This is a genomic window from Nonomuraea aridisoli (assembly GCF_003236395.1).
In the GTDB taxonomy this organism is placed as follows: domain Bacteria; phylum Actinomycetota; class Actinomycetes; order Streptosporangiales; family Streptosporangiaceae; genus Nonomuraea; species Nonomuraea aridisoli.
The window spans coordinates 1-26,080 of the sequence record NZ_POUD01000059.1 but is presented as its reverse complement, the minus strand read 5'-3'; the positions used below and the strand labels follow the sequence as shown (position 1 = coordinate 26,080).

Here is a 26,080-nt window from a genome sequence, read left to right as displayed (position 1 = left end):
AGGATCACCGGCAGCTGTACAACGCGGCCATCGAGCACCGCCGCACCGCCTACCGCACACCGGCACCGGCCGATGCGGGGCCGGGTGAAGACGATCAGCGTCAAGCGGGAGGGCAACCGCTGGTATGTGGTGCTGTCGTGCGACGACGTTCCCGCCGAGCCGCTTCCCGCCGCGGGTGCGGTGGCCGGGATCGACCTGGGTGTGGCCGCTCTCGTCACCACGAGCGACGGTGTGCACGTCGCCAACCCGCGGCACCTCGCCGCGACCGCCGATCGTCTCGCGGCGGCTCAGCGGGATTTGGCCCGTAAGAGACGCGGGTCCACGCGCCGCCTCAAGGAGGTGGCACGGATCGCCGCCCTGTGCGGCAAGGTCGGCCGTCAGCGGGTCGACTACGCGCACAAGGTCGCGAACGCGCTGGTGCGCGGGTATGACGTGATCGTGCACGAGGAGCTGCGGATCGCGAACATGACCCGTTCGGCGTCCGGCACGGTCGAGGCGCCCGGCCGGAACGTCGCCGCCAAGTCCGGGCTCAACCGAGGCATCTTGGACGCGGGTTGGGGGGTGTTCCTGACGATCCTGTCGCACAAGGCTGAGAGCGCCGGTCGAGAGCTCATCGCGGTGAACCCTGCCGGCACTTCCCGCACGTGCGCCCGCTGCGGGCACTGCGTGAGGGAGAACCGCGCCACCCAGGCCGAGTTCCGGTGTCGGCCTCGCCCGGGAGGCGTGTCCGGAACGTACAAGAGCGCACCGCGCGAATCCGGGCACGATGAGCGCATGAACGTGAACCTTTCCGTGATCCCCGCCTTCCTGGCCGGGCACGCGCGGCTGCTGGACCGCCGCCGCCACGACCTGCTCATGGGGGACGGCGACGCGACCGGCGTGCTCGCGGCGCTGGAGGGCTACCGCAACGCCGACGGCGGGTACGGCTGGGGCCTGGAGCCCGACCTGCGCGCCCCCGAGAGCCAGCCGGGGGCCGCGCTGCACGCCTTCGAGGTGTTCGAGGAGATCGCCCCCGCCACCGCGCCGCAGGCCGCCGCGCTGTGCGACTGGCTGGAATCGGTGACGCTGCCCGACGGCGGGCTGCCGTTCGTGCTGCCGATAGGGGACACGGCGGCCACCGCGCCCTGGTGGGCGGGCGGCGACCCGGCCGTGTCGTCGCTGCAGATCACCTCGGTGTCGGCGGCGGCCGCCCACCGCGTCGCCGTGCACGACCCGGCCGTGGCCGCGCACCCGTGGCTGGAGCAGGCCACCCGCTACTGCCTCGACGCGATCCAGGCGATGAAGGAGCCGCCGCACGCCTACGTGCTGGCCTTCGCCGTGCGGTTCCTGGACGCCGTCCACGACACGCGGCCCCGCGCCGCCGAGCTGCTCAAACGCCTCGGCGACCACATTCCCGAGGACGGCAGGGTGCGCGTGGAGGGCGGCACCGAGGAAGAGGCGCTGCGCCCGCTCGACTTCGCGCCCTCCCCGGGCCGGCCCGCCCGTACGTTGTTCGAGCCCGAGGTGATCGCCGCCGATCTCGTCCGCCTGGCGGGGCAGCAGCGCGACGACGGCGGCTGGGCGGTGGACTACGCGCGGATCTCACCCGCCGGGGCGATGGAGTGGCGCGGCGCCGCGACGGTCAACGCGGTCAAGATCCTGCGGGCCAACGGCCTCGTCTGACAAGCCCCGTAGTACTCCGGAGCTACCTGGAAGGTGCGCTCTCCAGCGGGAGTCGGACTACAGGCGGTGATCCCTACTTTCGATGCCGAGGACCGATCCCCGGCACGGAAGGACCACCGCCCATGACGACCCGCCCGCACCGCTTCCTGTCCGCGGCGATCGTCGCCGCCCTGGCGGTGCCCCTGACCGGCGTGACGCGTCCCGGATCGGTGCCGGCGCCCGTACCCGCTCCCGTGCCCCCGCTGGTGGCGACCCCGGCCGCGCTCGGCGAGCGGTACGCGGCCGGCCGCGCCGAGATCCTGGCGGCCGCACGCGCGGCGGCCCGGCACGGCGACCACCGGCGCGCCGCCGGCCTGCGCGCGATGGCCGATCCCGTACGGCGCTTCCTGTCCTTCGACGGCCGTGACGGCGGCCGGACCGTCGAGGTGTTCGGCGACCTGTCCGGCGCCGAGCGCGTCGCCGTGCTCGTCCCCGGCGCCGGCATCAACCTGGACAAGTACCGGGCGTTACGCGACGGCTCGACGAATCTCAGGAACGCGCTCGGCGACCGGTCGGCCGTCGTCGCCTGGCTCGGCTACGCCACGCCGAACGGCGTGAGCCTCCAGGCGGTCACCCCCGGCCGCGCCGAGGAGGCCGCGCCCCGCCTGCGTGCCTTCGTCCGCGGCCTGGCCGCGGCCAGGCCGGGCGCCCGGATCTCGCTGCTGTGCCACTCGTACGGCTCCGTCGTGTGCGGCCGGGCCGCGCCGGGCCTGGACGTGGCGCACATCGTCCTGTTCGGCAGCCCCGGCGCGGGTGTGCCGGACGCCGCCGCGCTGCGCACCCCGGCCACGGTGTGGGCCGGTCGCACGGCGGGGGACTGGATCGGCGGCCTGCCGCACGCGTCCATCGTGTTGCCGTTCGTCACGGTCGGGCTGGGCGAGGACCCGGTCGCGCCCGGGTTCGGCGCCCGGGTCTTCGCGGCGGGCGGCGGCGGGCACGGCGACTACCTGGCCGCCGGGTCCACGGCGCTGGCGAGCATCGCGCGGATCGTCTCCGGACAGGCGGACGGCGATGCATGACCTGCTCACGCGGCTCGACGCCGCGACGCCGGCCGACCGCGACCGCGCGCTCGACGCCCTGCGCGCCCTGGCCGTCCTGGGCGTGGTGGCCGGGCACTGGCTGGTGACCGCGCTCGTCATGGAGAGCGGGACGGTCCGCGTCACCAGCCCGCTGCGCTCCATGCCGCAGCTCGCCCCGGTGTCCTGGGTGTTCCAGACACTCGCGGTGTTCTTCCTGGTGGGCGGGTTGGTGGCGACCCGCGGCCACCTGCGGGCCCGTGCGAAAGGCGTGCCGTACGGGCGGTGGCTCGCGGGGCGGGCGGCCCGGCTGTTCCGGCCGGCGGCGGCCCTGGCGGCGGTGTGGGCGGTGGTGGCGCCGGCGATGCTGGCCTGGGGCGCCGAGCTGGAGAGCGTGCAGGCGCTGGTCGAGCTGGTGGCGTCGCCGATGTGGTTCCTGCTGGTGTTCGCCGTGCTGACCGCGGCGACCCCGCTGGTGTCACGGCTGCATCCGGCCTGGCCGCTCGCCGTGGTCGGCCTGGTCGATCTGGCGCGGTTCACCGTGGACGGAGCCGGCGGGCTCGGATGGGTCAACGTGGCGGCCGGGTGGCTGGTGCCGTACTGCATGGGGGCGGCCTGGGCCCGTCGCGGCCTGCCGGGGCGCGCGGCCGGATGGGCGCTGCTGGCCGGCGGCGCGGCCGCCGCCGTCGCGCTCGTCACCTGGGGCGGCTACCCCGCCTCCATGGTCGGCGTGCCGGGGGCGCCGCTGTCGAACCTCGACCCGCCCTCCCTGGCCGCCGTCGCCTTCGGGCTCGCCCAGAGCGGCGCGGCCGTGCTGCTGCTCGGCCCGCTGCGGCGGCTGCTGCGCCGCCCGGCGGCCTGGGGCGCGGTGGCGCTCACCAACCTCGCCGCGATGACGGTCTTCCTCTGGCACCAGACCGCGATGATCGCGATCGCCTCGGTGGGCCTGCTCGCCGGGAGGCTGCCCGGCCTGCACACCGCCCCCGACGGGCCGGGGTGGGTGCTGGCCAGGACGGCCTGGCTGCCGGTGTTCGCGGCGGCGCTGCTGGTGTGCTGCACCGCCTTCCATGTGCACGAACGCCGTACGGCCGGGTGAGCGTCCTACCGCGCGGGGGAGACGCGCAGCGCCGACTCGGCCTCCTGGGCCATGCGGCGCAGCGTGTCGAGCGCGCGGCCGTACAGGACCGTGCCGAGCACCATCGCCTCCACGGCGGCGTCGCGCGGGCCGTCGAACGGGATCGTGTCCATCTCCACCTCCGCCACCAGCCGGCGCGCCGCCTCCGCGTACGGCGCCAGGTCGATCCGCAGGCCCAGCTGGCGCATCCGGACCAGGGAGTGGGCCAGCTCGTCACGGGTGGGGGCGTCCGGGGCGACCTCCCAGCCGAGGTCGTCGAGGAGGGCGTCGACCTGGGCGCGCGCCGTCCGCCACTCGTCGCCGGGCTCGGGCTCGACGGGCACGCTCAGCGCGTCGTGGGCGGTGCCCAGCGTCACGTGCATGGGCAGCGACGGGTCGTCGACGGCGGTGACGACCTTCTTGATGGAGGCGACGGAGAGCCGGCCGACGTCGAGCAGAGCGCGGATCAGGCGCAGCCGCCGCAGGTGGGAGTCGTCGTACTCGGCCCGGGTCGCGGCGATCTGCTCGCCCTGGTGCAGCAGCCCTTCGCGCAGGTAGTACTTGATCGTCGGGATCGCGACACCCGACCTGACGCTGAGCTCCGAGATCCGCATCCGGCAGATAATAGCGCTATCCACTCTCCGTCTCGATCACGGCGAGCCCCACGTGCGGCGGGGCTGCGGTGAACCGGGCGTGGCGGGCGCGCGACTCCCGCGCGTCCAGGAACGCCCGCGCGGCCAGCCAGGCCGCCGCCCCCGCGGGGTCGCCCGCCACGGTGACCGTCCCGGCGCCGTCCAGGAGATCGCGTACGGCCTCCCGCACGGGGCCCTCCGTCGTGAGGACGCCGCCGAACAGGACGATCGGCAGGCCCGGCTCGTGCACCGCCGAGACGGTCCTGGCCAGGCGGCGTGCGGCTTCCCCGGCGATCGACACGGCCGCCGGGTCGCCGGCTCGCGCCGCCCGGCTCACCAAGGGCGCCAGCTCGGCCAGTGCCAAGGGGTGGCGCGCGTGCACCGCCGCCGCCAGCCGCGCCACCGGATCCCCGCCGCCGTCCGCCTCCTGGAGCAGGTGGCATACGACGAGAGAGGTGAGCAGGCCGGCGGGCTGATCCGGGGTGGCGAGGGCACGGATGGCGGTGCGGGCGGCGGCGCGGCCGATCCAGAACGCCGAGCCTTCGTCGCCGAGCTGCCAGCCGTACCCATCGGCGGTGGCCACCGGCACGTGATCGCTGATCTTCGCCGCCGCGGCCCCCGTGCCCGAGATGAGCACGGCGCCCGAGGCCGCCGCCGTGCCGGAGGCGAACGCGGTCACGACGTCGCCGACCGTACGCACGCGGAGCGCGCTGGGGGTGGTGTCGTTCGTACCGCTGGGAAAGGCGCTCGGGAGGGCGGCGCGCAGGACGCGGTCGGACAGGGACGCGCACAGCGCCGGGTTTCCGGCCAGCCCCACGACCGCCGCCCGCACCTGCGACGGCGAGACCCCGGACAGCGCCGCCCGCACGGCCTCGGCGAGGTTCGCGGAGGCGGCGTCCATGCCGAGCGTCACGGGGTTGGCGCCGCCGGCCGACCCCCGCCGCACCGGCTCGCCCTCCAGCGTGAAGAGCACGGCCCGCGAGGACGTGCCGCCCGCGTCGACGCCCAGCACCAGCTGCATGTCAAAAATTATTGCCAGAATGCCTTGACCCAGGCAATATCCGAGCATAATTTTCACCGCGTGGAACTCCTCAACCGCATCGCGGCCGACCGGCACGACATGCCCGAGGCGCTGCGCAAGGTGGCCGACGCCATTCTCGGCGGCCCGGCCGACGCCGCCCGGATGACCATCGTCGACCTGGCCGAGCGGAGCGGGACGTCCACCGCCACCATCACCCGGTTCTGCCGCGCCCTGGGCTTCACCGGGTACGCCGAGCTGCGCGTGGCCATCGCCACCGAGACCGGGCGGGTGGCGCAGCAGACGTGGGAGACCGACATCGGCCAGGAGATCCTGCCCGACGACAGCCTCGACCGGGTGCTCGGCGTCGTGTCCGCCAACGACATCCGGCTGATCCAGCAGACCCGCGACCAGCTCGACCTCGCCGTCGTCGACAAGGTCGCCCAGGCGGTGGCGCGGGCGGGGCGGGTGCTGCTGTTCGGGGTGTCGAGCAGCGCGGCGGTGGCCAGCGAGATGGAGTACCGCCTGCAGCGCATGGGGGTGCCGACCTGGAGCAGGTCCGACGCCCACACCGCGCTCACCGACGCGGCGCTGCTCGGCCAGGGCGACGTGGCCATCGGCATCTCCCACAGCGGCAGGACGCGCGAGGTCATCGAGGTGCTCGCGGAGGCGGGCAGCCACGGCGCGATCAGCGTGGCCGTCACCTCGCAGCCCCGCTCGCCGCTGGCCGAGGTGGCCGAGCTGGTGCTCACCACGGCCAGCCGGGCGACCAGCTTCCGGTCGGAGGGGTTCGCCGCGATCCACTCGCAGCTGCTGGTGCTCGACGTCGTGTACGTGTCGGTCGCCCAGCGCACCTACGAACGGACCAAGCAGGCCCTCGACGTCACCGTCCGCGCCGTCGCCGGACACCGCCTTCCCGAGCAGCGCCACCCAGACCAGCGCCACCCAGACCAGCGCCACCCAGACCAGCGCCACCCAGACCAGCGCCGCGAACAGCGTCTTTCGGAGCGGGGCCGTCCAGAAGAGGAGTCATGACAGTAAGCCGAGAAGAGTACGCCGGACACGTGGCCGACCTCGTGCGGATCATCCCGGAGGACCCGGAGATCCCGCGTGCCGCCGATCTGTTCACCAAGGCCCTGACCGCGGGCGGTGTCATCCAGGCGTTCGGCTCCGGTCACTCCGAGGCGGTGGCGATGGAGATCGCCGGCCGCGCGGGCGGTCTCGTGCCCACCAACCGCCTCGCGCTGCGCGACATCGTGCTGCACGGCGACGCGCCCCGCTCCGAGCTCGACCGTTACGACCTCGAACGCGACCCCGCCGTCGCCCGCACCATCCTCGACCTGGCCCCGGTCCAGGAGCACGACCTGTTCGTCATCATCTCCAATTCAGGCGTGAACGGCGTCGTCGTCGAGCTCGCCTCCCTCGTGAAGGAACGCGGTCACGACCTGATCGCGATCACCTCGCGCGCCCACGGCGCAGCCGTCGCCTCCCGTCACCCCTCGGGACGCAAGCTCGCCGACCTGGCCGACGTCGTCCTGGACAACCGTGCGCCGTACGGCGACGCCGTCCTGTCCCTGCCCGGAGGAGGCGCCTCCGTCGGAGCCGTCTCCACGATCACCTCTGCCCTGCTCGCCCAACTCGTCGTCATCCAGACCGTACGCAACCTGCTCGAAGCCGGCGAAGTGCCGCCCGTCTACCTCTCGGCCAACGTCCCCGAGGGTGACGCGCACAACCTCCGGCTGGAGGCGCTGTACGCGGGCCGCATCCGCCGCGGCGCCTGATCCGGCCCCACGCTCAGGGGCACGCACGACATCCGGGGACCACACACCCAAGGAGACCCCCGCCATGTCCCGAAATTTCGGAAAACTGCTCCTCTCCTTATCCCTCACCCTCCTGCTCGCCGCCGTCGGCGCCGTGGCCGTCGTCGCCCCGGCCAGCGCCGACCAGGCCATCCGCCTGCAGTACCGCACGAGCGCGCCCGGCGCCACCACCGCCCAGGCCGAGCCCTGGCTGCGCCTGTTCAACGACGGGACGACCACGATCCCGCTCAACCAGGTCAAGATCCGCTATTACCTGACCGGCACCGAGACCTACCGCTTCGCCTGCTCGTGGGCGGTGGTGAGCTGCTCGACGGTCACGGGCACCTTCGTCCGGCAGGAGGGCTCCGGCCAGTACCTGGAGGTCGGCTTCACCTCCGGCAGCCTGGCCCCGGGCCAGAACACCAGCGACATGCAGCTGCGCTTCTACCGCGCCGACTGGCAGACGTTCACCCAGAGCGACGACTACTCCTACGGCCCGCAGACCGCGTACTCCGACTGGGAGAAGATCACCGTCTACGTCGGCGGGGAGCTGGCGTGGGGAGAGCCGACGGGCAGCGACCCCGACCCGACCGACCCGCCGACGAACCCGCCGGGCGGTTCGGGTGTGCTGTTCGACGACTTCACCTATTCGGGCCCGACCGACCCGCTGCTCGGCCAGCGCGGCTGGACCGTGCGCTCCAGCTCGGGCGGGCCGGGCGTGCCCGGCGCCACCTGGTCGCCGTCGGCCGTGTCGTTCCCCGGCGGCCTGCTGACGCTCGACTCCTCCACGAACGGCACCGCCGCCGGCACCGTGCAGACCGAGCTGTCCACCACCGCCCGCAAGTTCCACGAGGGCACCTACGCCGCCCGCGTCCGCTTCAGTGACGCGCCCACCAGCGGTCCGGACGGCGAGCACGTCGTGCAGACGTTCTTCACCATCACCCCGCTGGCCTACAACCTCGACCCGAACTACGGCGAGCTCGACTTCGAGTACCTGCCGAACGGCGGCTGGGGCGAGCCGTCCAACATCCTCTACGCCACCAGCTGGGAGACCTACCAGGGCGAGCCGTGGCAGGCGGTGAACACCCACACCGCCGAGCGCACGTCGTTCGCCGGCTGGCACGACCTGGTCATCCAGGTCTCGGGCGGCCGGATGAAGTACTACGTGGACGGCCGGCTCTTCGCCGACCACGGCGACATCTACTACCCCGAGACGCCGATGTGGATCATGTTCAACCAGTGGTTCATCGATCTTCAGGGCGCGACGGGGACCCGTACGTACCGGCAGCAGGTCGACTACGTCTACCACAGCAAGAACGAGGTCGTCGCGCCCGCCGACGTCCTCGGCCGGGTCGCCGCGCTGCGCGCGGCCGGCACCTCCTTCACGGACACCGTTCCCAGTCCGTGAACCGTCCCGCGCCCGCCTCCGGGCGGGCGCGGTTCCACCCCCCACCAGAAGGAACACCATGAGACACCGCATCCTTGCCCTGGCGGCCGTGTTCGCGCTGAGCGCGTGCGGCGGCGGTGGCGAGCCGGAGCCCGGGGCGGCCTCGGGGGCCGCCTCCACGACGCTGACCGTCTGGATCATGGACGGCAGCGTCACGCAGGACCTGCTGAAGAAGTTCGAGACCGAGTACGAGACGGCCCACCAGGGCATCGACCTCGACATCCAGATCCAGGCGTGGGACGGCATCGGCGAGCGCGTCACCGCCGCCCTGGCCAGCACCGACGCCCCCGACGTGATCGAGGTGGGCAACACCCAGGTCGCCCAGTACGCGGCCAGCGGCGGCGTGAGCGACCTGACCGGCAGGATCGCCGACCTGAAGGGCGAGGACTGGCTGCCGGGCCTGGCCCAGCCTGGCAACATCGACGGCAAGCAGTACGGCATCCCCTGGTACGCCGCCAACCGGGTGGTCGTCTACAACAAGGACCTTTTCGCCGAGGCCGGCATCACGGAACACCCGAAAACCCGCGACGAATGGATAGAAACCACGACAAAGCTCAATAAAGACGGAAATCAGGGCATTTATCTAACCGGCCAGACCTGGTACGCCCTCGCCGGCTTCATCTGGGACGAGGGCGGCGACCTGGCCGTCCAGGAGAACGGCCAGTGGAAGGGCGCGCTCGACACGCCCCAGGCCATGGCCGGCATGGAGTTCTACAAGCAGCTGCAGGCCCTCGGCAAGGGACCCAAGGACGCCGACGAGGCCACCCCGCCCCAGCACGAGGTCTTCGCCCAGGGCAAGGTCGCTCAGATCATCGCCGTGCCCGGCGCCGCCGCCCGCGTCCTCGAGGTCGAGCCCGGGATGAAGGACAAGATGGGCTTCTTCCCCATCCCCGGCAAGACCGCCGACAAGCCCGGCACCGTCTTCACCGGCGGCTCCGACCTCATCATCCCGGTCGCCTCGCAGCACCAGGAGGAGGCGTACGAGCTGGTCAAGGCACTGGCGGGGGAGAAGTTCCAGACGGAGCTGGCCACCACCATGAGCTTCGTGCCGAACCGCACGTCGCTGGCCGGCGTGCTGTCGGGCGACGAGGGCACCGCGGCCATGGCCGTGGGCGCCGCGAACGGCCGCGCCACCCCGAACACCCCGAACTGGGCCGCCGTCGAGGCCACCTCGGTGATCAAGCAGTACATGACCGCCGTGCTCACCGGCGCCGACCCCGCGACGGAGGCGAAGAAGGTCTCCGAGTCGATCACCACGACGCTGAACAGCGGATCCTGATGTGGACCAGGACCCGGTCGTACTGGCCCTACCTGCTCATCGCGCCGGCGGTGGCGGGCGGGGCCTTCCTCCTGCTCTATCCGCTGTTCAAGGCGGCGGTGATCTCGTTCCAGCACTTCCGCATGGGGGAGCTGATCAGGGGCGGCGCGGCCTTCGTCGGGCTGGACAACTACACGGAGCTGCTGACCGGCGCGGAGTTCTGGGAGGTGCTGCTGCGCACGGTCGTCTGGACGGCGATCAACGTGGTGCTCATCGTGGGGCTCTCCACCGGCATCGCGCTCATGCTCGTCCGCCTCGGCCGCGGCCTGCGCCTGGCCCTCATGAGCGCCCTGGCGCTGGCCTGGGCCATGCCGATCATCGCCGCCACGACCGTCTTCCAGTGGTTGTTCCAGTCGGAGCTGGGCCTGGTCAACTGGCTGCTGGTCACGCTCGGCCTCGAGTCGTTCCAGGGCTACACCTGGTTCGCCGACGGCACCGCCACGTTCGCCGTGCTCGTCGTGCTCGTGGTGTGGCAGTCGGTGCCGTTCGCCGCGCTCACCCTCTACGCCGGGCTGACCACGATCCCGGGCGAGCTGTACGAGTCGGCCAGGATCGACGGCGGCACCGGCTGGCAGGTGTTCTGGAAGGTCACCTTCCCGATCCTGCGCTCGTTGTTCGCCCTGGTCGCGTCGCTGGAGGTCATCTGGGTCGCCAAGTGTTTCCCGCAGATCTGGGTGCTCAGCCAGGGCGGCCCCGACGACGCCACGACCACCCTGCCCGTGTACGCCTTCAAGATCGCGCGAGTGCTGCACCGCTATGACCTCGGCTCGGCCGTGGCCATGCTCACGGTCGTCATCCTGGCGATCGCCCTGGTCAGCAACCTGCGCAGGATGGTGCGCCAGTGAAGAGGCTCCTGCTCAACGTGGCGGCCGTCGCCGTTCTCGTGACGACGATCTTCCCCGTCTACTGGATGTTCCTGACCGCGTTCAAGCCGACCCGCGACATCAACTCGCCCACGCCGACGTTCTGGCCCGCCGACCCGACGTTCGACCACTTCGTCACGGCGGTCAACGCCCCGGGGTTCTGGACGTACTGGCGCAACAGCCTGCTGGTCACCGTGGGCGCGGTGCTGCTGGCGCTGATCGTGGCGCTGCTGGCGTCGTTCGCGGTGGCGCGGATGCGGTGGCGGGGCAGGGGCGTGTTCGTCGTGGCGGTGTTCGCCGCGCAGATGGCGCCGTGGGAGGCGCTGCTCGTGCCGGTGTTCATCATCGCCCGCGACACCGACCTGCTCGACTCGCTGGCCATGCTGACCGGCGTCTACTTCATGATCACGTTGCCGTTCACGATCGTCACGCTGCGCGGGTTCCTGGATGCGATCCCCATGGAGCTGGAGGAGGCCGCCCAGGTGGACGGGTGCAGCCGGATGGCGGCCTTCCGCCGGGTGGTGTTCCCGCTGCTCGCGCCGGGGCTGATGGCGACCTCGCTGTTCGGCTTCATCACGGCGTGGAACGAGTTCGCGTTCGTCAATGTGCTGATCATCAAGGACCAGGACCAGCGGACGCTGCCGGTGTGGTTGTCGTCGTTCCGCGACGTGTTCGGCACCGACTGGGGCGCCACGATGGCCGCCGCCAGCCTGTTCGCGCTGCCGGCCCTGCTGCTCTTCCTGCTCCTGCAGCGCAACGTCGGGACCGGGATGACGGCGGGCGCGGTGAAGGGGTGAGCGGCGCGGCGGGTCAACCCGGACGATCTTCGAGGTTTCACGCCCGGAGGCGTCACCGGGACGGTTCCTCGGGCCACTCCCCGGGGCCGCACACGTAGGTGCCCCGCTGCGGCACCGTGACGACCCAGCGCCGCTCCCGCAGGCGCGAGACGGCCCGCCGCGCGGTGACCCTGGCGACGCCGTACTGCCGCATCAACGTCGTGTCGCTGGGGAACGGCCGGTCGGGCCGCAGCTCGCCGCGCCTGATCCGGGCGACGAGGTCCTCGGCGATGCGGGCGTGCAGCGCCCTCGTCGGCTTCACCCGGGGCACGCCCGCGGGCCCGACGAACGTGCCCTCGCCGCGCACGGTGTGGACGAGCCGCCGCCGGCGCAGCTCCCTGGCCACGTTGCGGGCGGTGGTCCGCGCGATGCCGAACTCCGCCTCCAGGGCCGCCTCGCTCGGCACGCGCTCGCCGGTGCGCAGCTGTCCGCCGGCGATCCGCTCCTGGATCACGTCGGCGACCTGGACGTACAGCGGGATGGGGCCATCGCGGTCGAGCACGCTCATAGCGTAGACGTCTGGATACGAGCGAGCAGGCGAATCACTCCTGCGGCCACGACTCCCTCGGCGAGACGTAGCTGCCGCGCTGGGCGACGGTGTAGATCCAGCCCTGCTCGCGCAGCAGCGCCATGGCTCGCCGCACGGTCTCGCGCGCGACGCCGTACTGCTTGACCAGCGCCGTCTCGCCCGGAATGGGGCGTCTGGGGAGGAATTCGCCCGCCTTGATCTGGCCGCTGACGTCCGCCGCGATCTGCTGGTAGATCGGCATCTTCCGCTTCTGGCGCGGGGCTCCGGCCGGCGGGCCGACGAAGGAGCCCTCTCCCTGCACGGTGTAGACCAGGCCCTCCTCCCGCAGGAGGTTCACCGCGCGCCGGGCGGTGGTCCTGGCCACGCCGAACTCCTGCTGGATCTCGGCCTCGCTCGGCACCGGCGAGCCGGCGGCCAGCCCGGAGACCCGGCGGCGCAGGATGTCGGCGATCTGGATGTAGACGTGAGTGTCGCCTTCGTAGTCGAGCACGTAGGCAACATAGGCCAAGACGGGCGAGAGCTCTCATATCGTGCTGTCCTTTTAGACAGATCAGCCGCTCCATGCAGACAAGAGCAGACGACCAGAGATATGGTTCCTCGTGTGATCAGGAAACGACCCGGTGACGGCTCCGCGGAGGACCTTCCCGTGGAGGAGGCCCGCTTCCACTCCGTCCACGTGCCCGACGTGCCCGGCTGCGCCGAGCTCGACTGGGAGCCGGTGCGCAACGGCGGCTACGCCCGCGTCCGCTCCTACACGTGCGACTGCCGGCCCACGTTCTACGAGCTCTGCTACGCCCACGGCCAGGCGTTCATCCGCCGCACCCGCCGGGTGAACGGCAAGACCCTGATCGACGAGTGCGCCCACGGCCGCCCCACCCGCACCCTCGCCGTCTGGGCCATGCTCCTGTCCGGAGCGGCCAAATAGCGAGCCGCCTCAGGGGGCGGAGGTGAAGGCGGTGTGCAGGGACCTCGCGGTGGCCTCGGGGAGGAGGTCGCGGGCGGCCAGCCAGGCGGCCGCGCCGGCCGCGTCGCCCGCCGTCGTGACGGTCTCGCCCGCCAGCAGCTCCGTCACCGCCCGCCGTACGGGGCCTTCGTTCGTCAGGACGCTGCCGGAGAGCACCACCGGCCCCGACACGTGCACCCGCCGCAGCGTCGCCACCAGGTGGCGGGCCGCCTCCCGGGTGATCTCGACGGCCGTCGGGTCGCCCTCCTCGGCGGCCCGGCTGACCGGCCGCGCCAGCGACGCCAGCCGCATGTGGTCGGCCTGCGCCAGCCGTACGATCCGGTTGGCCACCTGGCGCTGGTCGGCGGGCCGCTCGTCACCGAGGAAGTCGGCCACGACGAGCTCGGCCAGCACGCCTTCGGCCTGCCCCCGGTCGAGGGCGGCCACCACGGCCTTGGCGGCGGCGCGCCCGATCCAGAAGCCCGACCCCGCGTCGCCCAGCAGCCAGCCCAGGCCGTCGGCGATCACGTCCTGCCGGAAGCCCGCGATCCTGGCCGCCACCGCGCCCGTGCCCGACAGCAGCAGCGAGCCGTCCGGCTCGGGCGAGCCGGCCGCGTACGCGATCGGCACGTCGCCCGTGCAGCGCGGGCCCTCGGCGATGCCCACCGCGGCCCAGACCTTCGCCAGCTCGGGCGCCAGCTCGTCCACCAGCCCCGCGACGCCGGCCACCGAGGCGACCACCCGATGCCCGTCGCCGGGCGGCAGCGCCGCGCCCAGCGCCGTCTCGATCGCCGCGACCGACCTGCCGAGCCCGTGGGCGCTCGGATTGCCCCCACCCGCCCGCGCGTAGCCGACGCGGGTGCCGTCGAGCGCGTGGACGGCCACCCGGGTGGAGGTGGCACCGGCATCGACGCCGACCACTAGCGATTCGGTCACGGTCAGAGTCTGGGGCTTGACGCCGCTCATAAGCAAGAATAATTTTCGCCAGAAGACCGGGTATTCGGAAGGAATATTCGTGACTTCAGGAGCCCTTGGGCGCGTCGAGACAGAGCTACCCGGTTTGCCGGAGGCCTTGCGCAGAGTCGGCGAGGTGATTCTCGGTGACCCGGCCGAGGCCGCGCGCTCGACGATCATCGCGCTGGCCGAGCGCGCGGGCAGCTCGCCCGCGACGGTGACCAGGTTCTGCCGGGCGTTCGGGTTCTCGGGCTACGCGGAGCTGCGCGTGGCGCTCGCCACCGAGACCGGCCGGGCCGCCCAGGCGGGCTGGGGCGCGGGGGTCGGCCACGAGATCGGCCCCGACGACCCGCTCGACGCCGCCATCGAGGTGATGGCGGCGGCCGACGCCCGGCTCATCCAGGACACCGCGGCCGGGCTCGACCTCGACGTCGTCGCCCAGGTGGCCGACGCGGTCGTGGCGGCGCCGCGCGTGCTCCTCGCCGGCGTCTCCACCAGCGGCAACGTCGCCACCATGCTCGAAGGACGGCTGCGCAGGATCGGCATCCCGGCCTACGGCGCGGGCGACGCCCACGTGGCGCTGTCGGAGGCTGCGCTGCTCAAGGCGGGCGACGTGGCCGTCGGCATCAGCCACCGAGGACGCACCCGCGAGGTCATGGAGGCGCTGGCGGAGGCTGGCAGCCACGGCGCCACGACGGTCGCGGTCACCTCCTTCGCCCGCTCCCCGCTGGCCGACCTGGCCGACCTGGTGCTCACCACGGCCAGCAGGGAGACCACATTCCGGCTCGGCGGGCTGGCCGCCGTCCACTCGCAGCTGTTCGTGCTGGACGCCGTGTACGTCGCGGTCGCCCAGCGCACCTACGAGCGGACGAACGAGGCGTTCGAGCGCACGATCAGCGCGGTGGAGAGCCACCGCGTGGAGAGAGGTTGAATGACGTACGCATCCAAGGTCCTCGACCTGGCCCGCCAGGTCGCCGAGAGCCAGGCCGGGCCGGTGAGCGAGGCGGCGGCGCTGCTCGTGACCGCGATCAAGGCCGGCGGCGTTGTAAACGCTTTCGGTTCCGGCCACTCCGAGGCCATCGCCATGGAGATCGCCGGCCGGGCCGGCGGCCTCGTCCCGAGCAACCGCCTCACCCCGAGAGACCTCGTCCTGTACGGCGGCAGGCCGCCGGGCGTGCTGACCCCGGAGCTGGAGCGCGACCCGGCCGTGGCGCAGGAGATCTACGACCTCGCGCCGGTCGCGCCGCAGGACGTGTTCGTGCTCGTGTCCAGCTCGGGCGTCAACGGCACCGTGGTCGAGCTGGCCCGGATCGTCAAGGACCGCGGCCATCCGCTGATCGCGATCACCTCGGTCCAGCACAGCACTCGGATGACCTCGCGCCACCCGTCGGGCCGCAAGCTGCTCGACCTGGCCGACGTCGTGCTGGACAACGGCGCGCCGTACGGCGACGCCATCCTGGAGCTGCCCGGGGGCGGCAGCTACGGCGCGGTCTCCACCATCACCTCCGCGCTGCTGGCGCAGATGGTGGTCACCGAGGCGGTGGACGAGCTCGTGGCGCTCGGCGAGACGCCGCCCATCTACCTGTCGGCCAACGTGGCCGGCGGTGACGAGCACAACAAGGCACTGGAGAGCCGATACGCAGGGCGCATAAGGCGCGGATCATGAAAGTCAGGAGTAGTCGATATGCCTTCCACCCCCCACATCAGCAGGCGTGATCTTCTTCGTGCCGCGGCGCTCGTGCCCGCGGCCGGGGCGCTGGCCGCGTGTGCCGCCCCCGCCTCCCAGCCCGCCGCGAGCTCCTCCGCGGCGCCGGCCGCCACCAGCGCGGCCAACCCGTTCGGCGTCGGCGACAAGCCGCTCGAGGTCTGGATCTTCGACGGCGGCTTCGGCCACCAGTACGCCACCGACATCCACCAGCCGCTCTTCAAGAGCAAGTACCCGAACGTCGAGATCAAGCACAACGTCACCAAGGAGATCACCAAGATCCTCCAGCCGCGCTTCGCGGGCGGGAACCCTCCCGAGGTGATCGACAACGCCGGCGCCGACATGATGGACTTCGGCGCCCTGGCCCAGGACGGGCAGCTGCAGGACCTGTCGCCGCTGCTCGAGGCTCCCAGCTGGGACGACCCCAACGTCAAGGTGCGCGACACCATCGACCCGTCCGTCATCGAGATCGGCACCTACGACGGCAAGTTCAGCGTCCTCGGCTACGTCAACTACATCCACGGCATCTGGTACTCGCAGAAGGTCTTCACCGACAACGGCTGGGAGGTCCCGAAGACCTGGGACGAGTTCCTCGCCCTCTGCGAGACCATCAAGAAGTCCGGCAAGATGGCGCCCTTCACCTACGCCGGCAAGCACCCGCAGTACGCCTACGAGCCGCTGCTCACCATGGCCGCGAAGATCGCCGGCCACGACGTGCTGGTCAACATCGACAACCTCGAGGACGGCGCCTGGAAGGTCGACGCCATGAAGACCGCGGCCGAGGCCATGGCCGAGGTGGGCGCGAAATACCTGATGCAGGGCACCGCCGGCCTCGACCACGTGCAGACGCAGACCGCACAGAACAAGTACCAGGTCGCCATGCTGCCCTGCGGCTCGTGGCTGGAGAACGAGCAGAAGTCCACCACCCCGGACGACTTCGCGTACGCGATGTTCCCCATCCCGGACATCACCGGCTCCGACGCGATGCCGTACGGCACCCTGCACACCGCGCCGGGTGAGAACTTCATGGTCTCGGCCAGGAGCGCCCACCCGCAGGCCGGCATGGAGTACCTGCGCGCCATGTTGTCGAAGAAGGCGGCCGGCGACTTCAGCGAACTGGTCACCACCCTCACCGTGGTCAAGGGCGCCAGCGAGGGCCGCGAGATCTCGCCGGGCGTCAACAGCGTCACCCAGGCCGTCGCGGCGGCGGGCACCAACACCGTCTACTACCGCGTCTTCGCCTGGTACGGCCAGCTCAACGACGAGTGCAAGGCCGCCACCGGTGAGCTCATGACCGGCGGCCTGACCCCGGACGCCTATCTCGAGCGCATGCAGAAGAAGGCCGACGAGATCAAGAACGACTCCTCGATCAAGAAGTTCACTCGGTAATGACTTTCAACAGGTATCGCCGCGGGCTGTTCATCACCTCGTTCCTGGCAGCCCCGGTGATCCTTTATCTCGTCTACGTGATCTCGCCGAACATCCAGGCGTTCTACATCGCGATGACCGACTGGCGCGGGGTGAGCGCCACGCCGGCGTTCATCGGCCTGGACAACTTCGAGCGGCTGCTCGGCGACAACGTCTTCTGGAAGGCCGTCGGCCACAACGCGGCCCTGCTCGTGCTGCTGCCGGTGATCACGATCATCATCGCCCTGTTCTTCGCCTTCCTGCTCAACGTGGGCGGGCAGCAGGGCGTGTCGGGGATCCGGGGGTCCACCTTCTACCGGGTGGTCTTCTTCTTCCCGCAGGTCCTGGCCGTCACCATCGTGGCGGTCCTGTTCCAGCAGGTGTTCCGGCCGGACGCCAGCGGCATGCTCAACGGGCCGCTGATGGCGCTCGGGCTCGACCCGATCGGGTTCCTGTCCGACTCCTCCTTCGCGTTCTGGTCGGTGCTGGGCGTGCTGGTCTGGCAGGCGGTCGGCTTCTACGTCGTGCTCTTCTCGGCCGGCCTGGCGAGCATCCCCAAGGAGATGTTCGAGGCCGCGCAGATCGACGGGGCCGGCCGGATCAGCATGTTCTTCCGGGTCACGCTGCCGCTGCTGTGGGACACCGTCCAGGTCGCCTGGGTCTACCTCGGCATCCTCGCCATGGACGTCTTCGCGATCGTCTGGGTGATGACCGTCCAGCAGGGCGGCCCCGACTGGTCGACCACGGTGATGGCGGCCGAGATCTACCGCAACGCCTTCGGGTACTTCCGCTTCGGCTACGCCTCCGCCCTGGGCGTGGTGATGTTCCTGTTCACCGTCGGCTTCGCGATCCTGTCGCTGCGCCTGTCGCGGCGTGAACGAATCGAGTACTGAGAAATGGCAACGATGACCTCGGCCGCGCCCTCAAGGAGCGTCGCCCGTGTGGAGCGGAGGCGGCGGCTGGGCCCGCTGGGCGTGCTGACGCACCTCGCGCTGGTGATCTGGACCCTGCTGGTGATCGTGCCGCTGCTGTGGACCTTCCTGGCCTCGGTCAAGAGCGAGGACGAGATCTTCGGCTCGGCGTGGTCGCTCCCGGAGACGCTGCGCTGGGACAACTTCGCCAGGGCGTGGGAGCAGGCCCACATCGGCCAATACATGATCAACAGCGTGATCGTGGTGTCGTTCAGCACGTTCGGCACGATGCTGGTCGGGTCGATGGCGGCGTACGTGCTGGCGCGTTATCCCTTCCGGGGCAACCGCGCGGTCTACACGCTCTTCGTGGCGGGCCTGGCCTTCCCGTTCTTCCTGGCGCTGTCGCCGCTGTTCTTCGTGGTCCAGAACATGGGCAACATCCCGGTGATCGGGCAGTTCATCGGGCTGAACACGCACGCGGGCGCGGTGCTGGTGTACATCGCGTACTCGATGCCGTTCACCATCTTCTTCCTCGCGGCGTTCTTCCGTACGCTGCCGACCTCGGTCGGGGAGGCCGCGATGGTGGACGGCGCCTCGCACACCAGGGTGTTCTTCCAGATCATGTTGCCGATGGCCAGACCCGGCATCATCAGCATCACGATCTTCAACATCCTGGGCCAGTGGAACCAGTACCAGATCCCGCTCATCCTGCTGCAGGACCGCGACAAATGGGTCCTCAGTCAGGGGATCGCCGACATCTCCACCGCAGCCGGCTACGACGCCGACTGGGCGGCCCTGTTCGCCGCCCTGACGCTGGCCATCCTTCCGATGCTCGTCGTCTACACGGTCTTCCAGCGTCAGATCCAGTCCGGTCTGACGGCGGGCGCGCTGAAGTGACGTCGGCCCGGGTGGGGCGGCGGACGCGGCCGTCCCACCCTCCGGCCGCCGTAATAGCCTGCTAGAGCTCGGCCCGCAGTCTGCGCGCGGCCGTCACGACGTTCGACAACGACGCCTCGACCTGCTCGTACGTACGCGTCTTCAGCCCGCAGTCGGGGTTGACCCACACTCGCTCGGCCGGCAGCACCCGCAACGTCCGGCGCAGCAGGTCCTCGACCTCCCCGGCCGAGGGCACCCGCGGCGAGTGGATGTCGTAGACGCCCGGCCCGAGCCCGCGCCCGAACGCCCCCACCGCGCCGAGGATGCGCGCCCCCGACCGCGCCGACTCGATCGTGGTGACGTCCGCGTCCAGGCCGTCGATGGCGGCCAGGATCTCCTCGGCGTCCGAGTAGCACAGGTGGGTGTGGATCTGCGTGCGATCGCCCGCTCCCGAGGTGGCCCGACGGTAGGCCGCCACCGCCCACTCCAGGTAGCCGCCCTGCGCCGCCCGCCGCAGCGGCAGCAGCTCGCGCAGCGCCGGCTCGTCCACCTGGACGATCGGCACTCCGGCGGCCTCCAGGTCGCGCACCTCCTCGCGGACGGCATCGGCCACCTGGAACACCACGTCGCGCAGCGGCAGGTCGTCGCGGACGAACGACCAGGCCACGATCGTGACCGGCCCGGTGAGCATGCCCTTGACCGGCTTGTCCGTCAGCGACTGGGCGTGGCGCGCCCACCGCACGGTGATCGGCGCGGGCCGGCTGACGTCGCCGTACAGGATGGGCGGGCGGGTGCAGCGCGAGCCGTACGACTGCACCCAGCCGTTCGCGGTGACGGCGAACCCGTCGAGGTGCTCGGCGAAGTACTGCACCATGTCGTTGCGCTCGGGCTCCCCGTGCACGAGGACGTCGAGCCCGAGCCGTTCCTGCAACCGGATCACCCGCTCGATCTCGGCCTCGACCCGCCGCTCGTAGTCCTCCTGGGGCAACGTCCCGGCGGCCGCGGCGGCGCGGGCCGCGCGCAGCTCCCCGGTCTGCGGGAACGACCCGATCGTGGTGATCGGCAGCGACGGCAGCCGCAGCCGGGCGGCCTGCGCGGCGGCGCGCACCGCGTACGGGGCGCGCCCCTCGGCCGCGACCGGCTCCGGCGCCGCCGCGGCCGGCCGGGACACCGGCACGCTCCCGACGTCGCCCGTGGCCAGCGCCACGACCTCGGCCACCTTCTGCTCCGCGAACGCCAGCCGCTCCTTCAGCGCGGGGTCGAGCCCCGGCTCCGCCTCGACGTCGTAGGGCACGTGCAGCAGCGAGCACGACGTGCTCACCGTCACCCGCGAGGCCTGGATCGCGCCCAGCGCGGCGACGGCCCGCTCGGGCGGGGTGCGCCACACGTCACGCCCCGACACCACCCCGGCGACCACGGTCTTGCCGGTCAGGTCGATCTCCGGCACGCCGCCCAGGACCAGGTCGACCCCGATGGCCTCGACGGGCGTGGCGGCCAGCACCGGCAGCGCCTCGCCGAGATCGCCGAAAGGAGCCGCCACGAACAGCCCCGGCCGGTCGGGCAGCGCCCCCAGCCGCTCGTACGCCTCGCGTACCGCGGCCAGCTCCTGCGGCGTGCGGTCGGCCACCAGCGCCGGCTCGTCGAGCTGCACCCACGCCACCCCTTCGGCGGCCAGCGCCGCGAGCAGCTCCGCGTAGCGGCCCAGCGCCTCGTCCAGCCGGTCCAGCGCCGAGCCGAGCAGCAGGAACGTCACCGGTCCCAGCACCACGGGACGCGTCTCGTAGCCGAGCGCCCGCGCCTCGCGCACCTCGCCGAGCGGCTTGCCCGCGTCCAGCTTGAACACGGTCTCCGGCCCGATCTCCGGCACGAGGTAGTGGTAGTTCGTGTCGAACCACTTCGTCATCCGCAGCGGCGCGAGGCCCTCGGTGCCGCGCGCCATCGCGAAGTAGGGGTCCTCGGCCGCGCGATACCGCTCCGGCACCGCGCCGAGCATGACCGCCGTGTCCAGCACGTGGTCGTACAGCGAGAACGTGTTCGACGGCAGCCCCTCCAACCCCAGCTCGGCCAGCCTGCGCCAGGTCCGGGCCCGCAGCCCGGCGCCCGTCCGCTCGAGCTCGGCCCGGTCGGACCGCCCGTCCCAGTACGCCTCCAGCGCCCGCTTCAGCTCCCTGCGCGGCCCGATCCGCGGGTATCCGAGGACGGTGGACTGGGGAAAAGGTGACATCTTACGGCTCCCTCGCACGGTGGATCGAAACGCTCGGCATCCTGCCCACTGTCCGGCCGGTGGTGCACCATGTATTGGTGCTGCTTATGCTCAGGGAGATCCACTGCTTCACGCGGGTGGCCGCCCGGCTCAGCTTCTCGGCCGCCGCCGCCGACCTCGGGATGTCCCAGCCGGCCATGAGCCAGGCCATCACCCGGCTCGAACGCGCCACCGGCCTCCGCCTCTTCGCCCGCACCGCCCGCGAGGTGCGGCTCACCGCCGAGGGCAAGGCGCTGCTGGCGTACGCGGAGCAGGTGATCGAGTCGGTCGGCGCGTTCACCGCCGAGGCGGCCCGTCTGGCACGGCCGACCATTCACCTGGCTTATCCACCTCCTGTCGGAGCGCTCGCGGCGCGCGTCGCCAGGCGGCTCGCGGGGCGTACACCCGCGGTCGGCGTGGAGCTGCGGGCCGCCGGGCGCGGAGAGGCGGCGCGGGCACTGGCCGGCGGCGAGGTCTCGGCCGCGATCCTGGCCACCCCTGCGCCCGCCGGGCTCGTCACGGCGGCCCGGTTCCACGTCACCGTCGACCATCTGGCCGTGCCGGTGGGGCACCGGCTGGCCTCGCGCCCGCGCGTCGTGCCCGCCGACCTGACCGGGCAGGTGCTGCTCACGCCCGGCAGCCGGCCCTGGGCGGGGCTGCCCGGCCGGGCGCGGCTGGTGGCGGAGGACGACTTCGCCGCCGCGCTCGACCTGGTGGCGGCGGGCGCCGGGCTGCTGCCCGTGCCGCAGCTGCTGGTCAGGACGGTCCGGCGCGACGACCTGCGGTTCGTGCCGCTGGAGGCGGGCGACCTGCGCATCACGTACGCGCTGGCCTGGTCGAAGGAGCGGGTCACGCCGGAGCTGATGGCGCTCGTGCAGGCCGTGCAGGACGCGCTGTGGACTAGGTGAGGGCGAGGTTCTTCAGCGCCTCGCGGCGGCTCAGGCCCGAGATGCCCTTGGCCTTGACGTAGCGGATCACCTCGGCGGGATTGGTCTTGGCGTATTCGCGTAACGCCCAGCCGATCGCCTTACGGGCGAAGAAGTCGGTGTCGGACAGGCTCGGCTCGATGCACGCGTACAGCAGGGCGGTGTCGGTGCGGGCCTTGAACCGGTTCTGGCACAGGATCGCCGTACGCCGTTTCCACAGGTCGGCGTCGCCCGCCCACTCCAGCACGAGCGGCCGCATCGTGTCGGGGTAGGCCGCCAGCAGGCCGCCGATCCGGTGGGTGGCCAGCTCGTCCACGAGATCCCACCAGGCGCCCGTGACGATCATCTCCTCGTACATCGGCACCGTGTAGAGGGTCTGGAACTCCCGGTAGAAGTGGTGGCCGGACAGCTCGATCGCGGCGTAGCGCTCCTCGCGGTATTCGGCCTCGCGCCACAGGGACAGCACCGCCCGCCGCCACTCCGGCGCGGTCGCCAGCCGGTGCGCGGCGAACACCTTGCGCAGCGCCACCCGCCGCGGCACCGCCTGCACGCCGAGGAACGGCATCGGCGACTTCATGTACGCCCGCATGACCTCGGCCTTGCCGGGGTCGGCCGCCTCCCGCAGGGCCAGCCGCACCGCCTCGCCGAGGCTCATCCCGCGGCGGCGCTGGTGGGGATGGTGCGCTCGCCGGTGGCCAGACCGTCGAACAGCACCGTGATGTAGTGCTCGGCCAGGGCGTTGGGATTGAGCCTGCCGCCGGGGCGGAACCAGCGCACCGCCACCCAGATCGTGTCGCGGATCATGCGGTAGGTCAGCTTGGGGTCGACGTCGGCCCGGAACAGCCCGGCCGCCTGACCCGCCTTGATCTGCTCGACCCAGATCTGCTCGACTTCCTCCTCGGCCTTGACCAGGTAGTTGAAGCGCTCGAACTGCCGCAGGTAGTTCCAGTCGTTCTGCATCACGGTGATCGCGGCGCGGTGCGGCTCCAGCGTGGCGAAGCCGATGCGGACCATCTCCGACAACACCTCGCGCGCGTCGGTGCTCGTGTCGATCGCGGAGCGGTAGCGGGCGATGATGTCGTCGAGGAACGTCGACAACACCTCGTCGACGATCGTCTCCTTGGAGTCGAAGTGGTGGTAGAGGCTCCCTGACAGGATGCCCGCCTCGTCGGCGATCTGGCGTACGGTCGTGGCCTGGAAGCCCTTGCGCGCGAAGAGCTCCGCGGCGAGCTTGACGAGATGGTCGCGACGCTCGGACGCCGCTCCCGTCGGGGTCGTGCGCTGACGCTTCGCCGTGGTGGCGGTGCCGGAGTTCTTACGCGTGGTCACGCCACCATTATGAGCCCTCAGACAATCGCTTGTTTCCCCAACCGACCCAGCTCATGCGGCCTTTTGCGGCAAACCAAGCGCTTGGTGAGCTTTACCTCACCGCTCCTCGGTCACGAAGAAAGTATGGCCGATCCTTTCACTCTCGGCGTCGCGTCGGGCGAGCCGCTGCCCGACGGCGTCATGCTCTGGACCCGCTTAGCCGCCGATCCCCTGAGCGCCGATCCATCCCGGCCGGGCGGGATGGCTCCGCGCGCCGTCGAGGTGAGCTGGCAACTCGCCGAGGACGAGAACTTCACGCGAGGACTGCGCCAGGGCGTGACCGAGGCCCAGCCGGCGTGGGCGCACAGCGTGCACGTCAGGGTCGCCGGTCTCAAGCCCGGCACCGACTACTACTACCGGTTCAGGGCGAGCGGCGCCCAGAGCCCCGTCGGGCGCACGCGGACGGCCGACGACCCGGCCTCGACCCGGCCCGTGCGCTTCGCGCTCGCCAACTGCCAGCGCTACGAGCACGGCTTCTACACCGCCTACCGCCACCTCGCGGACGAGCGGCCCGACGTCGTCTTCCACGTCGGCGACTACATCTACGAGTCGCGCCAGGCCCCGAGCGTCGCGCGCCCACTCGGGACGCTGCCCGGCGAGGCGAACACGCTGGCCGAGTACCGCCTGCGCTACGCCCGCTACAAGTCGGATCCCGATCTGCGGGCGGCGCACGCCGCCGCGCCGTGGGTGCCCACCTGGGACGACCACGAGGTCGCCGACAACTACCGGGGAACGGGCGACGGCTCCGCGGCGTTCCAGCGCCGACGGGCCGCGGCCTACCAGGCGTACTTCGAGAACCAGCCGATCAGGGTGCGCCCGCGGGGCGGCGGCCTGCAGATGTTCCGCAGGCGGACGTACGGCACGGTCGCCGACTTCCTGGTGCTCGACGTGCGCCAGCACCGCGGCGCGGGCACCATGCTCGGGGCCGCGCAGGAGGAGTGGCTGATCTCCCGCCTGGTCACCGGGCGGGTCAGGTGGCGCGTGCTGGTGCAGCCGCTGTTCTTCGCCCGCCGCTTCGTGCCGGGGCCGGCGCCGAACCTGCGTACCGACTCCTGGGACGGGCACCAGGAGCAGCGGGCGCGCATCCTGGCGGCGGGGGCGCCCGGCCTGGTGGTGCTCAGCGGGGACGTGCACAACGCGTGGGCGGGGGAGCTGAAGGCGGACTTCCTGGACCCGGGCTCGGCCACGGTCGGCGTGGAGTTCGTGGCCAGCGCGATCAGCAGCAGGCCCCCGGCGACCGACGGGCCGGCCGTGCTGGCCGCCAACCCGCATCTGAGGTTCTTCGACGGCCACCGCGGCTACCTCTCTGGCACGGCGGGCCCCGACGAGCTGCGGGTGGCCTTCCGCGCGATCGACCACGTCGACCGTCCCGGCGCGCCCGTCACGACGGTCGCGGAGTTCCGCACCGTGGGAGAGGGGCTGACGTCAGAAAATGCCACTAGCAAATAGTAAAGTTTCCTATTAGATTCAGGGTATGCCCCTGAGCGGTGACCTGCTTCGCCTCGCCGACGCCGTCCTCTTTCCCGGCTTCGCCGGACACGCCCCACCCGACTGGCTCCGCCGCCGGCTCGGCGAGGGGCTGGCCGGTGTGGTGCTGTTCTCACGCAACATCGCCGGCCCCGAGCAGGTCGCCCGGCTGACCGCCGCCCTGCGCGCCGAGAACCCCGCGGTCCTCGTCGGCGCCGACGAGGAGTCGGGCGAGGTCACCCGGCTGGAGGCCGCCGGCGGCAGCAGCCGCCCCGGCGCGTACGCCCTCGGCGTCGTGGACGACGTCGCCCTTACCGAGGCCGTGGCCGCGGACCTCGGCGGCGACCTGGCCCGGGTGGGCGTGACGATCGACTTCGCGCCCTCGGCCGACGTCAACTCCAACCCGGACAACCCGGTCATCGGCCTGCGGGCCTTCGGCGCGGACCCGGACCTGGTCGCCCGGCACACCCGGGCGTTCGTCCGCGGCCTGCAGTCGGCCGGTGTGGCCGCCTGCGCCAAACACTTCCCCGGCCACGGCGACACCTCGGTCGACTCCCACCACGGCGTGCCCGTGGTCGCCGAGCAGGGCATCGAGGAGGCGCTGCGCCCTTTTCGCGGGGCGATCGCGGCGGGCGTCAAGGCCGTCATGACCGGCCACCTGCTCGTGCCCTCGTACGACGCCGAGCGGCCCGCCACGCTCAGCCCCAAGGTGCTGACCGGGCTGCTGCGGGAGGAGCTCGGGTTCGACGGCGTGATCATCACTGACGGCATCGAGATGGCCGCGGTGTCGGGGGCGTACGGCATCGGGGGGGCCTCCGCCCGCGCCATAGCCGCCGGCGCCGACGCGATCTGCGTCGGCGGCGAGCGGGCCGACGAGGCCACCGCCGCCGCGATCCGCGACGCGATCGCGTCGGCGGTGGCCGAGGGGCTGCTGCCCGAGGAACGCCTGGCCGACGCCGCTCGCAGGGTCCGCGAGCTGGCCGCCTGGACCACCTCCTCGGGCAGCCC

26 protein-coding genes are annotated in these 26,080 nt (G+C 72.0%); 18 read left to right on the top strand and 8 right to left on the bottom strand.

Going from position 1 to position 26,080, the window contains the following annotated elements:
- The first annotated feature begins 84 nt into the window (after positions 1–84).
- The 3 genes from C1J01_RS52145 (at position 85) to C1J01_RS16530 (ending at position 3,813) form a co-directional block, all read left to right on the top strand.
- Positions 85–1,662: an RNA-guided endonuclease InsQ/TnpB family protein gene (locus tag C1J01_RS52145; RefSeq protein WP_235854475.1), complete on the top strand. Its 1,578-nt coding sequence runs from the start codon at positions 85–87 to the stop codon at positions 1,660–1,662.
- 122 nt (positions 1,663–1,784) lie between these two features.
- Complete coding sequence (locus C1J01_RS16535) at positions 1,785–2,720, top strand: alpha/beta hydrolase (protein WP_111179863.1); 936 nt, start codon at positions 1,785–1,787, stop codon at positions 2,718–2,720.
- Complete coding sequence (locus tag C1J01_RS16530; protein ID WP_111179862.1) at positions 2,713–3,813, top strand: acyltransferase family protein; 1,101 nt, start codon at positions 2,713–2,715, stop codon at positions 3,811–3,813. Before C1J01_RS16535 ends, C1J01_RS16530 begins: the two co-directional genes overlap by 8 nt.
- Positions 3,814–3,818: 5 nt before the next feature.
- Here the strand turns inward: C1J01_RS16530 and C1J01_RS16525 are convergent, their stop codons facing one another.
- Both C1J01_RS16525 and C1J01_RS16520 read right to left on the bottom strand, forming a co-directional pair.
- Entirely contained in the window at positions 3,819–4,445 is a 627-nt protein-coding gene (locus C1J01_RS16525) for a MerR family transcriptional regulator (protein WP_111179861.1), read from the bottom strand.
- Between the two features lie 16 nt (positions 4,446–4,461).
- A complete protein-coding gene (locus C1J01_RS16520; RefSeq protein ID WP_181448784.1) occupies positions 4,462–5,484 on the bottom strand; it encodes an N-acetylglucosamine kinase in 1,023 nt (340 codons plus the stop codon).
- A gap of 60 nt (positions 5,485–5,544) precedes the next feature.
- On the opposite strand from C1J01_RS16520, the gene C1J01_RS16515 reads away from it, so the two are divergent.
- The 6 genes from C1J01_RS16515 (at position 5,545) to C1J01_RS16490 (ending at position 11,705) form a co-directional block, all read left to right on the top strand.
- Positions 5,545–6,516: a MurR/RpiR family transcriptional regulator gene (locus C1J01_RS16515; RefSeq protein ID WP_235854474.1), complete on the top strand. Its 972-nt coding sequence runs from the start codon at positions 5,545–5,547 to the stop codon at positions 6,514–6,516.
- Positions 6,513–7,262 carry a sugar isomerase domain-containing protein gene (locus tag C1J01_RS16510; RefSeq protein ID WP_111179859.1) on the top strand — a complete coding sequence of 250 codons (750 nt, stop codon included), beginning with the start codon at positions 6,513–6,515 and terminating at the stop codon, positions 7,260–7,262. The genes C1J01_RS16515 and C1J01_RS16510 overlap by 4 nt, the downstream gene beginning before the upstream one ends.
- Before the next feature lie 64 nt (positions 7,263–7,326).
- The gene (locus C1J01_RS53070) at positions 7,327–8,688 is read left to right on the top strand and encodes a cellulose binding domain-containing protein (RefSeq protein WP_111179858.1); all 1,362 of its coding nucleotides are present in this window, start codon (positions 7,327–7,329) and stop codon (positions 8,686–8,688) included.
- Positions 8,689–8,746: 58 nt separating this feature from the next.
- Complete coding sequence (locus C1J01_RS16500) at positions 8,747–10,006, top strand: extracellular solute-binding protein (RefSeq protein WP_111179857.1); 1,260 nt, start codon at positions 8,747–8,749, stop codon at positions 10,004–10,006.
- Positions 10,006–10,890 carry a carbohydrate ABC transporter permease gene (locus C1J01_RS16495; RefSeq protein ID WP_111179856.1) on the top strand — a complete coding sequence of 295 codons (885 nt, stop codon included), beginning with the start codon at positions 10,006–10,008 and terminating at the stop codon, positions 10,888–10,890. Before C1J01_RS16500 ends, C1J01_RS16495 begins: the two co-directional genes overlap by 1 nt.
- Entirely contained in the window at positions 10,887–11,705 is an 819-nt protein-coding gene (locus C1J01_RS16490) for a carbohydrate ABC transporter permease (protein ID WP_235854473.1), read from the top strand. The genes C1J01_RS16495 and C1J01_RS16490 overlap by 4 nt, the downstream gene beginning before the upstream one ends.
- Positions 11,706–11,757: 52 nt before the next feature.
- On the opposite strand, the gene C1J01_RS16485 is transcribed toward C1J01_RS16490, so the two are convergent.
- Complete coding sequence (locus tag C1J01_RS16485) at positions 11,758–12,252, bottom strand: GntR family transcriptional regulator (protein WP_111179855.1); 495 nt, start codon at positions 12,250–12,252, stop codon at positions 11,758–11,760.
- 34 nt (positions 12,253–12,286) lie between these two features.
- Positions 12,287–12,763: a GntR family transcriptional regulator gene (locus C1J01_RS16480; protein WP_181448783.1), complete on the bottom strand. Its 477-nt coding sequence runs from the start codon at positions 12,761–12,763 to the stop codon at positions 12,287–12,289.
- Positions 12,764–12,874: 111 nt separating this feature from the next.
- Between C1J01_RS16480 and C1J01_RS16475 the strand changes: the two genes are divergently transcribed.
- On the top strand, positions 12,875–13,198 hold the full coding sequence (locus tag C1J01_RS16475; protein WP_146615622.1) for a hypothetical protein: 324 nt from the start codon (positions 12,875–12,877) through the stop codon (positions 13,196–13,198).
- Between the two features lie 9 nt (positions 13,199–13,207).
- On the opposite strand, the gene C1J01_RS16470 is transcribed toward C1J01_RS16475, so the two are convergent.
- On the bottom strand, positions 13,208–14,152 hold the full coding sequence (locus C1J01_RS16470; RefSeq protein WP_181448782.1) for an N-acetylglucosamine kinase: 945 nt from the start codon (positions 14,150–14,152) through the stop codon (positions 13,208–13,210).
- 79 nt (positions 14,153–14,231) lie between these two features.
- Here C1J01_RS16470 and C1J01_RS16465 point away from each other — a divergent pair, with 79 nt between their 5' ends.
- From C1J01_RS16465 to C1J01_RS16445, 5 genes are read left to right on the top strand one after another with little or no spacing between them, the layout of a single operon-like run.
- Positions 14,232–15,101, top strand: a complete 870-nt coding sequence (locus C1J01_RS16465) for a MurR/RpiR family transcriptional regulator (RefSeq protein WP_111179851.1) — start codon at positions 14,232–14,234, stop codon at positions 15,099–15,101.
- Entirely contained in the window at positions 15,102–15,836 is a 735-nt protein-coding gene (locus C1J01_RS16460; RefSeq protein ID WP_111179850.1) for a sugar isomerase domain-containing protein, read from the top strand.
- Positions 15,837–15,854: 18 nt separating this feature from the next.
- A complete protein-coding gene (gene ngcE / locus C1J01_RS16455; protein WP_111179849.1) occupies positions 15,855–17,264 on the top strand; it encodes an N-acetylglucosamine/diacetylchitobiose ABC transporter substrate-binding protein in 1,410 nt (469 codons plus the stop codon).
- Positions 17,264–18,175 carry a carbohydrate ABC transporter permease gene (locus C1J01_RS16450; protein ID WP_111179848.1) on the top strand — a complete coding sequence of 304 codons (912 nt, stop codon included), beginning with the start codon at positions 17,264–17,266 and terminating at the stop codon, positions 18,173–18,175. Before ngcE ends, C1J01_RS16450 begins: the two co-directional genes overlap by 1 nt.
- A 48-nt stretch (positions 18,176–18,223) precedes the next feature.
- Positions 18,224–19,090 carry a carbohydrate ABC transporter permease gene (locus tag C1J01_RS16445; RefSeq protein ID WP_235854471.1) on the top strand — a complete coding sequence of 289 codons (867 nt, stop codon included), beginning with the start codon at positions 18,224–18,226 and terminating at the stop codon, positions 19,088–19,090.
- 61 nt (positions 19,091–19,151) lie between these two features.
- On the opposite strand, the gene metE is transcribed toward C1J01_RS16445, so the two are convergent.
- Positions 19,152–21,293: a 5-methyltetrahydropteroyltriglutamate--homocysteine S-methyltransferase gene (metE, locus tag C1J01_RS16440; protein WP_111179846.1), complete on the bottom strand. Its 2,142-nt coding sequence runs from the start codon at positions 21,291–21,293 to the stop codon at positions 19,152–19,154.
- Between the two features lie 86 nt (positions 21,294–21,379).
- On the opposite strand from metE, the gene C1J01_RS16435 reads away from it, so the two are divergent.
- Positions 21,380–22,219 carry a LysR family transcriptional regulator gene (locus C1J01_RS16435; RefSeq protein WP_111179845.1) on the top strand — a complete coding sequence of 280 codons (840 nt, stop codon included), beginning with the start codon at positions 21,380–21,382 and terminating at the stop codon, positions 22,217–22,219.
- Here C1J01_RS16435 and C1J01_RS16430 read toward each other — a convergent pair.
- Both C1J01_RS16430 and C1J01_RS16425 read right to left on the bottom strand, forming a co-directional pair.
- The gene (locus C1J01_RS16430) at positions 22,212–22,892 is read right to left on the bottom strand and encodes a DNA alkylation repair protein (RefSeq protein ID WP_111179844.1); all 681 of its coding nucleotides are present in this window, start codon (positions 22,890–22,892) and stop codon (positions 22,212–22,214) included. The genes C1J01_RS16435 and C1J01_RS16430 overlap by 8 nt on opposite strands.
- Positions 22,889–23,566, bottom strand: a complete 678-nt coding sequence (locus C1J01_RS16425; protein ID WP_111179843.1) for a TetR/AcrR family transcriptional regulator — start codon at positions 23,564–23,566, stop codon at positions 22,889–22,891. Before C1J01_RS16425 ends, C1J01_RS16430 begins: the two co-directional genes overlap by 4 nt.
- A gap of 123 nt (positions 23,567–23,689) precedes the next feature.
- Here C1J01_RS16425 and C1J01_RS16420 point away from each other — a divergent pair, with 123 nt between their 5' ends.
- Complete coding sequence (locus C1J01_RS16420) at positions 23,690–25,054, top strand: alkaline phosphatase D family protein (RefSeq protein ID WP_181448781.1); 1,365 nt, start codon at positions 23,690–23,692, stop codon at positions 25,052–25,054.
- Positions 25,055–25,079: 25 nt separating this feature from the next.
- On the top strand, positions 25,080–26,080 hold a 1,001-nt coding region (locus tag C1J01_RS16415), incomplete at its 3' end, for a glycoside hydrolase family 3 protein (protein ID WP_146615620.1).